This window comes from Pseudomonas turukhanskensis (assembly GCF_027922365.1).
Classification (GTDB): Bacteria; Pseudomonadota; Gammaproteobacteria; order Pseudomonadales; family Pseudomonadaceae; genus Aquipseudomonas; species Aquipseudomonas turukhanskensis.
Genome location: NZ_BSFN01000001.1, coordinates 742,370 through 755,343 on the forward strand (window position 1 = coordinate 742,370; position 12,974 = coordinate 755,343).

Annotated in this window: 16 protein-coding genes and 1 other RNA gene; 9 read left to right on the forward strand and 8 right to left on the reverse strand. The window is 62.2% G+C overall.

Translation table 11 applies throughout. The annotated features are described in order from the left end of the window. Positions 1-71: 71 nt before the first annotated feature. Complete coding sequence (locus PKE98_RS03335; protein WP_271193841.1) at positions 72-518, reverse strand: EVE domain-containing protein; 447 nt, start codon at positions 516-518, stop codon at positions 72-74. Between the two features lie 202 nt (positions 519-720). On the opposite strand from PKE98_RS03335, the gene PKE98_RS03340 reads away from it, so the two are divergent. Next, the gene (locus PKE98_RS03340) at positions 721-855 is read left to right on the forward strand and encodes a hypothetical protein (RefSeq protein ID WP_271193842.1); all 135 of its coding nucleotides are present in this window, start codon (positions 721-723) and stop codon (positions 853-855) included. On the opposite strand, the gene PKE98_RS03345 is transcribed toward PKE98_RS03340, so the two are convergent. From PKE98_RS03345 to PKE98_RS03360, 4 genes are all read right to left on the reverse strand, one after another. Continuing rightward, complete coding sequence (locus PKE98_RS03345; RefSeq protein WP_271193843.1) at positions 852-1,502, reverse strand: 5-formyltetrahydrofolate cyclo-ligase; 651 nt, start codon at positions 1,500-1,502, stop codon at positions 852-854. The genes PKE98_RS03340 and PKE98_RS03345 overlap by 4 nt on opposite strands. Before the next feature lie 76 nt (positions 1,503-1,578). Continuing rightward, positions 1,579-1,757, reverse strand: a non-coding RNA gene (gene ssrS, locus PKE98_RS03350) — 6S RNA. Positions 1,758-1,790: 33 nt separating this feature from the next. Next, positions 1,791-2,102, reverse strand: coding sequence for a cell division protein ZapA (locus tag PKE98_RS03355; RefSeq protein ID WP_108097941.1), 312 nt, complete (start codon positions 2,100-2,102; stop codon positions 1,791-1,793). After that, positions 2,102-2,308: a TIGR02449 family protein gene (locus tag PKE98_RS03360; RefSeq protein ID WP_108097940.1), complete on the reverse strand. Its 207-nt coding sequence runs from the start codon at positions 2,306-2,308 to the stop codon at positions 2,102-2,104. The genes PKE98_RS03355 and PKE98_RS03360 overlap by 1 nt, the downstream gene beginning before the upstream one ends. A gap of 157 nt (positions 2,309-2,465) precedes the next feature. Here PKE98_RS03360 and PKE98_RS03365 point away from each other — a divergent pair, with 157 nt between their 5' ends. From PKE98_RS03365 to gcvH, 8 genes are all read left to right on the forward strand, one after another. Next, positions 2,466-3,023: a YecA/YgfB family protein gene (locus tag PKE98_RS03365; protein ID WP_271193844.1), complete on the forward strand. Its 558-nt coding sequence runs from the start codon at positions 2,466-2,468 to the stop codon at positions 3,021-3,023. Positions 3,024-3,047: 24 nt separating this feature from the next. Then, the gene (pepP, locus tag PKE98_RS03370) at positions 3,048-4,382 is read left to right on the forward strand and encodes a Xaa-Pro aminopeptidase (RefSeq protein WP_271193845.1); all 1,335 of its coding nucleotides are present in this window, start codon (positions 3,048-3,050) and stop codon (positions 4,380-4,382) included. 8 nt (positions 4,383-4,390) lie between these two features. After that, a complete protein-coding gene (gene ubiH / locus PKE98_RS03375; protein WP_271193846.1) occupies positions 4,391-5,584 on the forward strand; it encodes a 2-octaprenyl-6-methoxyphenyl hydroxylase in 1,194 nt (397 codons plus the stop codon). A 52-nt stretch (positions 5,585-5,636) separates the two neighbouring features. Beyond that, entirely contained in the window at positions 5,637-6,857 is a 1,221-nt protein-coding gene (locus PKE98_RS03380; RefSeq protein ID WP_271193949.1) for a 2-octaprenyl-3-methyl-6-methoxy-1,4-benzoquinol hydroxylase, read from the forward strand. Between the two features lie 209 nt (positions 6,858-7,066). Next, positions 7,067-8,026, forward strand: a complete 960-nt coding sequence (locus PKE98_RS03385) for an extracellular solute-binding protein (protein WP_271193950.1) — start codon at positions 7,067-7,069, stop codon at positions 8,024-8,026. Between the two features lie 239 nt (positions 8,027-8,265). Beyond that, on the forward strand, positions 8,266-9,879 hold the full coding sequence (locus PKE98_RS03390) for an ABC transporter permease (protein ID WP_271193847.1): 1,614 nt from the start codon (positions 8,266-8,268) through the stop codon (positions 9,877-9,879). A 179-nt stretch (positions 9,880-10,058) separates the two neighbouring features. Then, entirely contained in the window at positions 10,059-11,141 is a 1,083-nt protein-coding gene (gcvT, locus tag PKE98_RS03395; protein ID WP_271193848.1) for a glycine cleavage system aminomethyltransferase GcvT, read from the forward strand. 97 nt (positions 11,142-11,238) lie between these two features. Continuing rightward, complete coding sequence (gene gcvH / locus PKE98_RS03400) at positions 11,239-11,628, forward strand: glycine cleavage system protein GcvH (RefSeq protein ID WP_271193849.1); 390 nt, start codon at positions 11,239-11,241, stop codon at positions 11,626-11,628. Positions 11,629-11,785: 157 nt separating this feature from the next. On the opposite strand, the gene PKE98_RS03405 is transcribed toward gcvH, so the two are convergent. From PKE98_RS03405 to PKE98_RS03415, 3 genes are all read right to left on the reverse strand, one after another. After that, positions 11,786-12,010: a hypothetical protein gene (locus PKE98_RS03405; protein ID WP_271193850.1), complete on the reverse strand. Its 225-nt coding sequence runs from the start codon at positions 12,008-12,010 to the stop codon at positions 11,786-11,788. A gap of 92 nt (positions 12,011-12,102) precedes the next feature. Next, the gene (locus PKE98_RS03410) at positions 12,103-12,426 is read right to left on the reverse strand and encodes a DUF2388 domain-containing protein (protein ID WP_271193851.1); all 324 of its coding nucleotides are present in this window, start codon (positions 12,424-12,426) and stop codon (positions 12,103-12,105) included. Positions 12,427-12,514: 88 nt separating this feature from the next. Next, on the reverse strand, positions 12,515-12,964 hold the full coding sequence (locus tag PKE98_RS03415; protein ID WP_271193852.1) for an NfeD family protein: 450 nt from the start codon (positions 12,962-12,964) through the stop codon (positions 12,515-12,517). Between the last annotated feature and the right edge of the window lie 10 nt (positions 12,965-12,974).

Genomic DNA, 12,974 nt, shown 5'->3' on the forward strand with positions numbered 1-12,974 from the left:
GCTTCGCTCGGACGGGTGGCACTGAAAACAGGCTCAAATCTGGCCTTGCCCAACGTTCGCGCGCTGCGTTTTCACACGGCCAAAACCGCTGCCCATTCGCTAGCACTGACTGGCATCACCGAAAGCCGGCTGCCTTTTTTTACCAAGGGTAGTTCGCTTAACGCCGGCAGCTCCCGCAACGTGGCTAAAGCAATGACATGGGGGAACGCCTCGACGAATTCCACGTCCAAGGCGCTCCACGGGTTTTTCTCGAGGCTGGCCTTGGCATCGTAGTAATGACTTTGCGGGTCCAGCGCCGTCGGGTCGGGATAGGCTGAAGCAATAATCCGGCCGACTCCGGCAATGCCTGGCTCCGGGCAGCTGGAGTGATAAAAGAAGAACAGATCGCCCACGGCCATGCTGCGCACGAAGTTGCGCGCCTGGTAATTACGCACACCATCCCAGCGTGCGTGGCCGAGACGTTGCAGATCGTGGATGGAAAGTTCTTCGGGTTCTGACTTCATTAACCAGTGAGGCATGAACTTTGCTCTTCGCTCGTGGGGTTAAACCTTTGTGGGCTATTACACCTATTTAGACGACAGCCGGTTGGGGTCACAATTGCACAGGCGCGCACCATGCTGGAGAATGCCGCGCAGTTGAATCTAACGCCGCCGGAGCGTCCAAAAACAAAAAAAGCGTCGCGGTTTTAGTGCGAAATTTGCCTGGAGGGGGAGGCAATCGATGAAGAAACGTAAACCAGATTTGTTGTGGGTATTGGTAATTCTTTTCGGTCTGGGTGTCGTAACCACCGGTTACACCCAGAGCCTGTGGGACCGTCAGAACGACGCTCCCGTCACAGTGTCGCAACAGCCTTAAGGCTGACTGCTGACCTCTGCCAGTGCCGCACCCTGTGCGGCCTTGCTGCCTCGGTACCAGGCCTGGTCCGTCACCGTCGCGTGCAACACCACATCCCAACTGGCCAATGCCAGGCGATCCACTTTCTGACATTCATGGGCCAGGCCCAATAATGTCGGTTTGTGCCAATTATGGCGCCTTTGCAAATAGGCCAGGCTGCGGTCATAGAAACCGCCACCCATTCCCAGGCGTCCGCCCTCGGGATCGAAACCCACCAGTGGCAGCATGATCAGGTCCAGTGCCCACACTTTGCGTTGGCGCTGAGGCTTGGCCGTGGGTTCGGCAATCCGAAAGCGATTGGGCCGCAGGCGTTCATTCGGGCGCACCCGTTGGAACACCATTTTGGTTCGTGGCCATGCACTGAGAACGGGCAGGTAGGTTGCCTTGCCGCGCCGTTGTGCAGCGCGCATCAAGGGGCGAGGGTCAATCTCGCCATCGGCAGGCAAATACAGCGCAATATGGCGCGCTCGACGAAAAAGCGGGTGCTGGGACAGTTGCCGATAAAGCTGCTGGCCGGCCTGGCGCTGGGCGCTGGCGCTGAGCGCGCGCCGGGCTTTACGAAGCAGGCGACGCAGTTGCGGGCGGGAGAGTTCGGCGGCGGTCAGCATGGGGTGACGGCCAGGGTTCGCAGGCGCGAACCGCAAGAAGCAGCACTGCTCGGTGCGAGCAATGCGTGTAGAAACAAGACCCCCCGGCGTGCCGCTGTCGGCTTAGCCCTTGAACCCGAAAGTTCAAGGTGGAGGTTGCAGGGAGCGTTAAGGCTTTCCGTCAGGCGGACATGCACACCGGCTCCAACTTGCAACCCCCGGGTTTGTGCGTATCGGCTCAGGGACATCACCAACTGGCGCACACTCCAGGGAGCGGCGGCCAGTATACCCGAATAAACCGCTCTGCAATCAGCTATGGCTGCTGTCCTGATCGGTGGCCAGGGCGCCATCGACGCGCTCAAGCAGATCGCGCACGTGGGCGCGGGTAGAGCTGACGTCCTGGTCCAGACGCTGCTGCTTGTGCAACAGGTCGTGGGTAATGTTCAGCGCTGCCATGACTGCCACGCGGTCGGCGCCGATCACTTTGCCGCCGCTGCGGATCTCGCGCATCTTGCCGTCGAGGTAGCGGGCAGCGCTTTCCAGGTTGGCGCGTTCGTCCGCCGGGCAGGCGATGCAATAGTCTTTATCAAGAATGTGAACGGTAACGGTGTTCGAGGTCATTAGTCCTGCTCCAGGGCTTTGAGGCGCGAAATCATCGATTCGACCTTATGCCGGGCCATTTCGTTCTTTTCGATCAGATGGGCGCGCTCTTCGCGCCAAGACTGCTCGCTCGCACGTAAGGCGCGGTTGTCTGCTTTCAGCTGCTCGACGCGCTGTATCAGCAGTTCCAGCTTGAGGGTGAGCGCGTGCAGATCGGCGTCTTCCATGGGCTCTCACTAGAATATTGAGGTGGCGAAACTATATAGGAAGGTACAGGCAGCGGGGTAAAGCCGTTGACGTTGGCCAATGGTCTTGGCGCGCTTGCCGGTGCTAGGATACAAGGCCTCCATTCTAGTCATTGCGCCCTCTGGCGCCTAGTTGCCAATGCCCACACAAAATTCCCCGTATAGCGCTTTCGCCACCCTGCTTGCCAGCAGCGGTCAACCCGTCTCGCCCGCCGAACTGCATGGTCTGTTGCTGGGGCGCAGTTGCGCCGGCGCAGGCTTTGAAGCCGACGCCTGGCTGGTGGACGCCGCCGACCTGTTCACGACAGAACCTGCCGACAACATCCGCGCCGCTCTGATCGGTCTGCAGGAAATGGTCAAAGCCGAGCTGACCGGCGATGACATCGCTGTCGTTCTGCTGCTGCCGTCCGACGACGCGCCGCTGGCCGACCGCGCCGCCGCCATGGGCCAATGGTGCCAAGGCTTTCTCGCCGGTTTCGGCCTGACCGCTCGCGATGCCGCCTTGAGCAGCGAAGCCATGGAAGTGCTGCAAGACCTCGCCGCGATTGCCCAGGTGCAAGAAGCCCTGGAGGAATCCGAAGACGGTGAAAACGACTATATGGAAGTGATGGAGTACCTGCGCGTGGCGCCGCTGTTGCTGTTCACCGAATGCGTGAAGCCTGCCGCCCCGGCCGCGCCAAAACCTTCTCTGCACTAACTTCAGACCAGAACGAGCTCGCCCATGATCAGCATCCCCAAGTCGGAATACGCTCGTCGGCGCAAGGCGCTGATGGCGCAGATGGAACCCAACAGCATCGCCATTCTGCCGGCGGCGCCGGTGTACATCCGCAACCGCGACGTCGAGCATATCTACCGTCAGGACAGCGATTTCCAATACCTCAGCGGCTTTCCCGAGCCCGAGGCGGTGATCGCGCTGATCCCTGGCCGCGAGCATGGCGAGTACGTACTGTTCTGCCGCGAGCGTGACCCCGAACGCGAACTCTGGGACGGCCTGCGGGCCGGGCAAGATGGCGCCGTGACTCAGTTCGGCGCCGACGATGCGTTCCCGATCGGCGATATCGACGAAATCCTGCCGGGCCTGATCGAAGGCCGTGACCGCGTGTACTACGCCATGGGCACCAACCAGGAATTCGATCGGCACCTCATGGAATGGATCAACGTCATTCGCTCCAAAGCCCGCCAGGGCGCACAGCCGCCCAACGAGTTCGTCGCCCTGACGCATCTGCTGCACGACATGCGTCTGTACAAGTCGGCCAACGAAGTGAAGGTAATGCGCGAAGCCGCGCAGATTTCCTCCCGCGCCCATATCCGCGCGATGCAGGCCAGCCGTGCTGGCCTGAGCGAATACCACCTGGAAGCCGAACTGGATTACGAATTTCGCAAGGGCGGGGCGAAGATGCCGGCCTATGGCTCCATCGTCGCGGCCGGGCGCAACGCTTGCATCCTGCACTACCGCGAAAACGATGCACCGCTCAAAGATGGCGACCTGGTGCTGATCGACGCCGGCTGTGAAATCGACTGCTACGCCAGCGACATCACCCGCACCTTCCCCGTCAGCGGCAAATTCTCGCCCGAACAGAAAGCCATCTACGAGCTGGTGCTCAAATCCCAGGAAGCCGCGTTCGCCGCCATCGGCCCGGATAAGCACTGGAACGAAGCCCACGAAGCCACCGTGCAGGTGATCACTGCCGGCCTGGTGGAACTCGGACTGCTCGAAGGTGATGTGGACGAGCTGATCGCCAGCGAAGCCTATAAACCGTTCTATATGCACCGTGCCGGTCACTGGCTGGGCATGGACGTGCACGATGTCGGCGACTACAAAGTTGGCGGCGAATGGCGGGTGCTGGAAGTTGGCATGGCGCTGACGGTCGAGCCCGGCATCTATATCGCCGTGGATAACCAGAACGTCGCGAAAAAATGGCGCGGCATTGGCGTGCGTATTGAAGACGACGTGGTGGTCACCAAAACCGGCTGCGAAATCATCACCAAAGATGCGCCGAAAACCGTCGCCGAAATCGAGGCCCTGATGGCCGCCGCTCGCACGCAGGCTGCCTGACGGTGGCGGTGGACAAAACTCGCGCGCAACTGGCCATCATCGGCGGCGGCCTGGTCGGCGCCAGCCTGGCGCTGGCGCTGCAGGCCGGTGCCAAAGCACGCGGTTGGTCGATTGTGCTTATCGAGCCGTTCGCGCCTGGCGACAGCTACCAGCCCAGCTACGATGCGCGCTCCACCGCGCTGTCCTACGGCACTCAACAAATCTATCAACGCCTGGGCATCTGGCCCAAGGTGGCCGAGCGGGCCGAAGCCATTTTGCATATCCATGTCTCGGACCGCGGCCGCTTTGCGGCGGCGCGTTTGAGCGCGGAAGAAGAGGGCGTACCGGCGCTGGGTTATGTCGCCGAAAACGCCTGGCTCGGCCATTGCCTGTGGCAGGCGCTGGACCCTGCCGTGGTGAGCTGGCGCTGCCCCACCGAAGTGGTCGCCATGCAGGCCATTGGCGACGGCTACCGCCTGACCCTCAACGACGAAACCCTGCTCGACTGCGACCTCGCCGTGCTCGCCGATGGCGGCCGCTCCGGCCTGCGCGAGCAACTGGGCGTCACGGTTAAAACCACCGCTTACAAACAGAGCGCGTTGATCGCCAATATCAGCATCAGCCAGCCCCATGGTGGCCTGGCCTTTGAGCGCTTTACCGACGAAGGCCCGATGGCCTTGCTGCCGCTGTCGGATAACCGCAGTGCGTTGATCTGGACGCGCCCCGGTGACGACGCTCAGCGCTTGCTGGCCCTGAACGACCGCGCCTTTCTCGCCGAGCTGCAAAGCATTTTTGGCTACCGCCTGGGCGCGCTGCGTCAGGTCGGCGCGCGGCATGTGTACCCCCTTTCGCTGATCGAGGCGCAGGAGCAGGTGCGCGCCAACCTGGTGGTGCTCGGCAACGCCGCCCACAGCCTGCACCCCATTGCCGGTCAGGGTTACAACCTGGCCCTGCGCGATGTGCAGGCCTTGGCCGAGACGTTGCTGGCCGGGCCCGATGTCCCCGGAGACGTCGCCACCCTGCAGCAGTACTACGCCCGTCAACAGCTGGATCAGACATTGACCGTCGGCTTCTCCGACCGTGTCACCCGCCTGTTCAGCAACGCCGAGCCATTGCTGGCCACCGGTCGCAACCTCGGCCTGTTGGGGCTGGATATGCTGCCACCAGCCAAGCGCTGGTTTGCCCGGCAGGCGATGGGTATCGGTACCCGCAGCGACACTTGATCAATTTTCCGGCAGCCTCACAGCTGCCCGTGAACAGGCTGAAAGCATGGAAATGCGAGCGGATTTGGTAGTAGTGGGTGCCGGCATGGTTGGCAGTGCGCTGGCCTTGGCCCTGAGAGACAGCGGGTTGGATATTCTGGTTGTCGACGGCAGCCCCTTGAGCGTCAAACCCTTTGACCAGGGTTTAGCCTTCGAGCCGCGCGTCAGTGCCTTGTCGATGGCCAGTCAACGGATTCTCGAACGCGTCGGCGCCTGGTCCGGCATCCAAGCGCGACGCACCAGCCCCTATGGCGAGATGCAGGTCTGGGACGGTTCCGGCACCGGCCAGATCCATTTTTCCGCCGCCAGCGTGCATGCCGATGTGCTCGGCCATATCGTCGAAAACCGGGTGATTCAGGACGCGCTGCTGGACCAACTGCACGCCACCGATCTGGGTCTGCTGGCCAACGCCCGTCTCGAACAACTGCGCCATTCCGGTGACGACTGGCTGCTCACCCTCGCTGACGGCCGTACCGTGCGTACGCCGCTGGTGATCGCAGCCGACGGCGCCAATTCAGCCGTGCGCCGCCTCGCCGGCTGCGCCACCCGCGAGTGGGATTACCTGCACCACGCCATTGTCACCAGCGTGCGCTGCGCCAAGCCGCACCAACTCACGGCCTGGCAGCGTTTTACCGATGACGGTCCGTTGGCTTTTCTGCCGTTGGCCCGTGAAGGCGATGGCCAGCAGTGGTGCTCGATTGTCTGGTCCGCCACACCGACCCAAGCCGAACGCCTGATGGCACTGGACGACAGCGAGTTTTGCCGAGAACTGGGCAAGGCCTTCGAATGGCGTCTGGGTGAGGTGCTGGAGGCCGATCCGCGCGTGTGCATCCCGCTGCGTCAACGCCACGCCAAACGTTACGTCGAGCCGGGTCTGGCCCTGATCGGCGACGCCGCGCACACCATTCACCCGCTGGCGGGGCAGGGCGTCAACCTCGGTTTTCTCGATGCTGCCGTGCTCGCCGAAGTGTTGCTGCATGCCGTGGAACGCGGCGAAAACATTGCCGACGAGCGCGTGCTCAGTCGATTCGAACGCCGGCGCATGCCGCACAACCTGGCGATGATGGCGGCGATGGAAGGCTTTCAACGCCTGTTCCAGGCCGACCCGTTGCCCGTGCGTTGGTTGCGCAATAGTGGTTTGAACCTGGTGGATGGGTTGGCGGAAGGCAAAGCGATGTTTGTGCGCCAGGCGCTGGGCCTCTCGGGCGATCTGCCTGCGCTGGCGAAAGCCTGACACCTGTCTTGGTAGGAGCGGCTTCAGCCGCGATGCTCTTGAGCTCAAAAGCATCGCGGCTGAAGCCGCTCCTCCATTGGCATCGCAACATTCCGACACACCTCGAATGCCGTTGGCCAAGTGAGGTTCACTATCATTTGCGCCCCTTTCGGTTTTACGAGGAACTGCCCGTGCAGATTCGCCGCACTCTCTTTTCTCTTCTTGTGCTGATGGGCGCAACCACTGTGCAGGCCGCCGATGAAGTGGTGGTGTATTCCTCGCGTATCGACGAGTTGATCAAGCCGGTGTTCGACGCCTACACCGCCAAGACCGGGGTGAAGGTCAAGTTCATCACCGACAAGGAAGCGCCGCTGATGCAGCGCATCAAGGCTGAAGGCACCAATGCTACTGCCGACCTGCTGTTGACGGTGGATGCCGGCAACCTCTGGCAAGCCGAGAACATGGGCATCTTGCAGCCCTTCAAGTCGCCGGTGATCGACGCCAATATCCCCAGCCAATACCGTTCTTCTACCGACAGCTGGACCGGCCTGTCGCTGCGCGCGCGCACCATCGCCTATTCCACCGACCGGGTAAAACCTGAGGAACTGTCGACCTACGAAGCATTGGCCGGCAAGGAGTGGGAAGGGCGCTTGTGCCTGCGTACGGCCAAGAAGGTGTACAACCAGTCGCTGACTGCCACGCTTATCGAAACCCACGGCAGCGAAAAGACCGAAGAAATCCTCAAAGGCTGGGTCAACAACCTGTCCACCGATGTGTTCTCTGATGACATCGCCGTGATCCAGGCCATCAACGCCGGGCAATGCGATGTGGGCATCGTCAACACCTACTACTACGGCCGCCTGCACAAGCAGGACCCGAGCCTGGCGGTGAAGCTGTTCTGGCCGAACCAGGGTGACCGTGGCGTGCATGTGAACCTGTCGGGTATCGGCCTGACCAAACATGCACCCCACCCCGAAGCTGCCAAAGCGTTGGTGGAGTGGATGACCGGGCCGGATGCGCAAGCGATTTTCTCCGGTGTGAATCAGGAGTACCCGGCGAATCCAAGCGTGAAACCCTCGGAGGAGGTCGCCAGCTGGGGCACGTTCAAGGCCGATACCATTGCGGTGGAAGTGGCCGGCAAGCGTCAGGCGGAGGCGATCAAGCTTATGGATCGCGCCGGTTGGTATTGAGTTACCAACCGATTTCCTGGTCGTCGGCCATGCGGCGTTGCGTCCTCGCTTTTAATGCTCACGTACGGCAGTACGCTGCGCTTAAAAGCTGCGGGGCGCCTTGCCTGGCCTTAGCCCAGAACATCTGGACCGCATAAAGCCAAAGAGAAAAAACAGAGCGTTGATCCGTAGGAGCGAGCTTGCTCGCGACCCCTGGAAACGTATAGTTCGGCCATTACCCCCACTAACCAGGCTCCCCCGTGGTTCACCAACGTCGCTGGTATCTCCTCTCTTTTGCCATCGCCGCACTGGTGTTGCTGCCGCTCACGGTGTTGGCGCTTTCCTGGCAAACCATCGATCACGATATCTGGGCCCACCTGTGGGATACCCAGATGCCGCGCCTGCTCGGCAATACGCTGATTCTGGTGGTGGGCGTCGGTATCGGCGTGGCGCTACTGGGCGTCAGCCTGGCCTGGTTGACCAGCCTGTGTGAGTTTCCCGGCCGGCGCTGGCTGGACTGGGCACTGATGCTGCCTTTCGCCATCCCCGCCTATGTATTGGCGTTCGTGTTCGTCGGCCTGCTGGACTTTGCGGGCCCCGTGCAAAGCCTGCTGCGCGAGTGGTTCGGCACGGGCCTGCGGCTGCCGCGGGTGCGTTCCACCGGCGGGGTGATCGTTGTGCTGGTGCTGGTGTTTTACCCCTATGTTTACCTGCTCGCCCGCAGCGCCTTTCTGGCGCAGGGCAAGGGGCTGATGGAGGCGGCGCGGATTCTCGGCCAGACGCCGTGGCAGGCATTCTGGCGCGTGGCCATGCCGATGGCGCGTCCGGCCATTGGTGCTGGCGTGGCCTTGGCCCTGATGGAAACCCTCGCCGATTTTGGCGCCGTGTCGGTCTTCAACTTCGACACCTTCACCACCGCCATCTACAAAACCTGGTACGGCTTCTACAGCCTCTCCAGCGCCACTCAACTGGCTAGCCTGTTGCTGTTAGCCGTCATGCTGGTGCTCTACGGCGAGCGCCGTGCCCGTGGCGCCACTCGCCCCGCCAACGAGCGCCCGCGTGGTCAGGCGCTGTATCACCTGCGCGGCTGGAAAGCGCTGGCGGCCAGTGGCTGGTGCGGTCTGGTGTTTGCCTGTGCGTTTCTGGTGCCCTTGGTGCAACTGGTGGTGTGGTGCTGGCAGCGCGGGCGCTTCGACCTTGATGAGCGCTATGTGGGCTTGATCCTGCACACCCTCTACCTGGGCGCCATTGCCGCTGCTGTTACGGTCGCCGTGGCGCTGGTGCTGGTATTCGCGCGCCGCCTGGTGCCGACCCGGCCGATCCGCAGCGCCATCAGCCTGGCCAACCTGGGTTATGCATTGCCGGGTTCGGTGTTGGCGGTGTCGATCATGCTGGTGTTCAGCTTCCTCGACCGTGAGCTGGTGGTGCCGCTGTCGCAGTGGCTCGGTGGCGCCGGCAGGCCGCTGCTGCTCGGCAGTCTGCTGGCGCTGGTGCTGGCCTACCTTATTCGCTTTATCACCGTGGCCTATGGGCCGCTGGAAGGTGCCCTGGCACGCATCCGCCCGTCGTTGCCGGAAGCTTCGCGCAGCCTCGGCGTGTCCGGTTATGGCCTGTTCTTTCGCGTGTACCTTCCGCTGCTGGTGCCGGGGGCGTTGAGTGCTGGGTTGCTGGTATTTGTCGATGTGCTGAAGGAAATGCCCGCTACCTTGCTGATGCGCCCTTTCGGCTGGGATACCCTGGCGGTGCGCATTTTCGAGATGACCAGCGAGGGTGAGTGGGCTCGCGCCGCGTTACCGGCCCTGACGCTGGTGCTGGTAGGCCTGCTGCCGGTGGTCGGGCTCATACGGCGTTCGGCCAGGCGCTACGGGCACTGACCGGGCAGACGATTTAGGCGTGTGTGCAGGCGTCGGTCTTGCGGCTACAATGCGCGCCATTCGGTGTAGGACGTCATCCAGACCGGTGTATTGAAACCTCGTGCAAGTGCCCGATATTCCTGGGCGCAGCCGGGCTCATGCCTCGCCCGCACCTTCGCCAAGCCCGGAAGGAGAAACCCATGGGACAGCGCACGCCCCTCTATGATCAGCACCTTGCATTGGGTGCCAAGATGGTCGATTTCGGCGGTTGGGACATGCCATTGCACTACGGCTCGCAGGTCGAGGAGCACCATCAGGTGCGGCGCGATTGCGGGGTGTTCGACGTGTCGCACATGACCGTCGTCGACGTCAGCGGCCCAGCGGCCAAGGCCTATCTGCAGCACCTCTTGGCCAACGACATCGACCGCCTGCAAGAGCTCGGCAAAGCGCTGTACAGCGGCATGCTCAATAGTGAGGGCGGGGTGATCGATGACCTGATCGTCTACCTTACCGTCGAGGGCTACCGCGTGGTGGTTAACGCCGCTACCCGCGACAAGGACCTGGCCTGGATGCAGGCGCAAACCGCTGGCTTCGACGTTCAGCTCGTTGAGCGCAGCGAGCTGGCGATGCTGGCTATTCAAGGCCCCCATGCGCGGGCCAAAACCGCCGAGCTGGTATCGTCCAGCCGCGCTGCGCTGATTACCGACCTCAAACCCTTCCAGGGCTTTGCCGATGGCGACTGGTTTATCGCGCGCACCGGCTATACCGGTGAAGACGGCCTGGAAATCGTGCTGCCCCGTGACGAGGCCTCGCATTTTTTCAACGAGCTGGTGGGTGCCGGTATCGCTCCCATCGGCCTTGGCGCGCGCGACACCCTGCGCCTGGAAGCCGGCATGAATCTGTACGGCCAGGATATGGACGAAAGTGTGTCGCCGTTGGCTGCCAATATGGCCTGGACCATCGCCTGGGAGCCGGCAGCGCGGCGCTTTGTCGGCCGCCAGGCCCTTGAAGCGCAACGCAGCGCCGGCGCCCAGCCGAAGCTGGTCGGCCTGGTGCTGGAAGAGCGCGGCGTACTGCGCGCCCATCAGGTGGTGCGCGTGGAAGGCATTGGTGAAGGTGAAATCACCAGCGGCAGCTTTTCGCCTACCCTGGGTAAATCCATCGCGTTAGCGCGTGTTCCTGCCAACACCGGGGAACGGGCCGAGGTTGAAATTCGTGGCAAGTGGTATCCGGTGCGCGTGGTACGACCTAATTTTGTGCGACACGGCAAGGCATTGATCTGATCGGTTGGGCGCCGCCACGGAAAAACCGGGCTACGCGCCACAACCTGCTAAATTTTCCAGGCGGACGTTCCGCCTCCCCGACTCCGAGGACCAAGACATGAGCAATATCCCTAGCGAACTGCGTTACGCCGCCAGCCACGAATGGGCCCGCCTGGAAGCCGATGGTAGCGTGACCGTGGGCATTTCCGACCACGCGCAGGAAGCGCTGGGCGATGTGGTATTCGTCGAACTGCCGGAAGTGGGCAAACAACTCGCCGCAGGGCAGGAAGCCGGCGTGGTGGAATCGGTAAAAGCCGCTTCTGATATCTACTCGCCGCTGAGCGGCGTAGTGACTGCCGTCAACGATGCCCTGGCCGATGCGCCAGAAAGCGTGAACGGCGACCCGTATGGCAGCTGGTTTTACAAGCTGCAGCCCAGTGATGTGAGCGAGTTGGACAAGCTGCTGGACGCCGGTGCGTACCAGGCGGTGGCAGATGCTGATGCCTAACAAACTCAGATGCTGTGCACCCCTCGCCCGTTTACGGGGGAGGGGCCGGGGGTGAGGGCCGGGCCCAGCGACGATCTACAGCAACAGCCCCTCTCCCGCCCTTCGGGCACCCTCTCCCACTAGCGGGCGAGGGGATTTTCCTCGGATCGTGATCAACCTACTCAGGCTTGAGCTGCAACTTCGGCAACAAGCCCAAAAGCAGCACGTTGAAGATAATCAGCAAGCCGCTGCCAAAGGCGCTCAGCAGTTGCCACACCGTGCTCGGCAACAGGCCCAGCAGGTCCATACCGATCAACGACAGCAAACGGTCAGTGAACCAGACAGCGTTCACGGCGATGATCAAAATCAGCACGACTTTCAGGGTGGGGATGGGATTGCCCATGGCAACGGTCCTTGTCTGGTTGGATGAGCGTCGATGCTCGCATATCCGCCGGCCCGGCAATCGGACACGGTAGGCAATCCCACTGCAACGTCTTACTGCGCGGGCGCGGGCGCAGGCTCGGCAGTCAGAATGGCTTGCGCCAGTTGGTCATCCGAGGCTTTGAGATCCGGGTGCTCGGCGCGCACTTTCTGCAGCGCGGCTTCCAGATACGGGCCACGAATGGCGCCGTTGCTGGCGATAAAGCTGCCGGCATCTTCCTGGGCATTCACGATCACTTTATGGTCGTGGCGCGAGGTCAGGTAGAAAGAGCCGGTGGTGGCGCCGGACGACAGTACGTTGCGCCAGAAAGTGTCGGCCGAGGCCGAAGCAACAGGGACAATGACCAACAAGGACGCAATAACGAGTTTACGGTGCATGGTGTTTCTCCTGCGTGACTGGCGCAATGGGCCTGAAAATAGGACTTCAAGCCCAGCGCGCGAGTTCAAATTGCTTTGCAGAAGCGCCTTATGCGCAGGCCTTGATTTTCAGTACCACGCCGTCTTGCCCCACCACTTCCACCGGTGTGCCCGCTGGCAAATCCGGGCCGCTGACTAACCACAGGCTGTCGCCGGCTTTGATCTTGCCGCGCCCGTCCACAATCGCCTCATGCAGGGCGAACGTGCGCCCCATAAACTCCTGGCCGCGCTGGTTCAAGCCGGGTTGCTGCGAGGTTTTGCCGGCGTTGCGCAGGCGCTGCCACCACAGCACGGCGGTGAGTACGGAGAGCAGCGCAAACAACAGGAATTGCCACGGCCAGGGCAGGGCTGGGAAGAGGTAGCTGAGTACGCCAACAGCGGCTGCTGCCATGCCGGTCCATAGCAAATAACCGCCGGCGCCAAACACCTCCAGAATCAACAGCAGGGTGCCGAGCGCCAACCAGTCCCAGAAGGACAGGTGTTGCAGAAAATCCATCATCGGTGACGCG

Coding starts and splice junctions, on each gene's coding strand:
- PKE98_RS03335 (WP_271193841.1), bottom strand. CDS start 518: ATGCCTCACTGGTTAATGAAGTCAGAACCCGAAGAACTTTCCATCCAC.
- PKE98_RS03340 (WP_271193842.1), top strand. CDS start 721: ATGAAGAAACGTAAACCAGATTTGTTGTGGGTATTGGTAATTCTTTTC.
- PKE98_RS03345 (WP_271193843.1), bottom strand. CDS start 1,502: ATGCTGACCGCCGCCGAACTCTCCCGCCCGCAACTGCGTCGCCTGCTT.
- PKE98_RS03355 (WP_108097941.1), bottom strand. CDS start 2,102: ATGACCTCGAACACCGTTACCGTTCACATTCTTGATAAAGACTATTGC.
- PKE98_RS03360 (WP_108097940.1), bottom strand. CDS start 2,308: ATGGAAGACGCCGATCTGCACGCGCTCACCCTCAAGCTGGAACTGCTG.
- PKE98_RS03365 (WP_271193844.1), top strand. CDS start 2,466: ATGCCCACACAAAATTCCCCGTATAGCGCTTTCGCCACCCTGCTTGCC.
- pepP (WP_271193845.1), top strand. CDS start 3,048: ATGATCAGCATCCCCAAGTCGGAATACGCTCGTCGGCGCAAGGCGCTG.
- PKE98_RS03380 (WP_271193949.1), top strand. CDS start 5,637: ATGCGAGCGGATTTGGTAGTAGTGGGTGCCGGCATGGTTGGCAGTGCG.
- PKE98_RS03385 (WP_271193950.1), top strand. CDS start 7,067: ATGGGCGCAACCACTGTGCAGGCCGCCGATGAAGTGGTGGTGTATTCC.
- gcvT (WP_271193848.1), top strand. CDS start 10,059: ATGGGACAGCGCACGCCCCTCTATGATCAGCACCTTGCATTGGGTGCC.
- gcvH (WP_271193849.1), top strand. CDS start 11,239: ATGAGCAATATCCCTAGCGAACTGCGTTACGCCGCCAGCCACGAATGG.
- PKE98_RS03405 (WP_271193850.1), bottom strand. CDS start 12,010: ATGGGCAATCCCATCCCCACCCTGAAAGTCGTGCTGATTTTGATCATC.
- PKE98_RS03410 (WP_271193851.1), bottom strand. CDS start 12,426: ATGCACCGTAAACTCGTTATTGCGTCCTTGTTGGTCATTGTCCCTGTT.
- PKE98_RS03415 (WP_271193852.1), bottom strand. CDS start 12,964: ATGATGGATTTTCTGCAACACCTGTCCTTCTGGGACTGGTTGGCGCTC.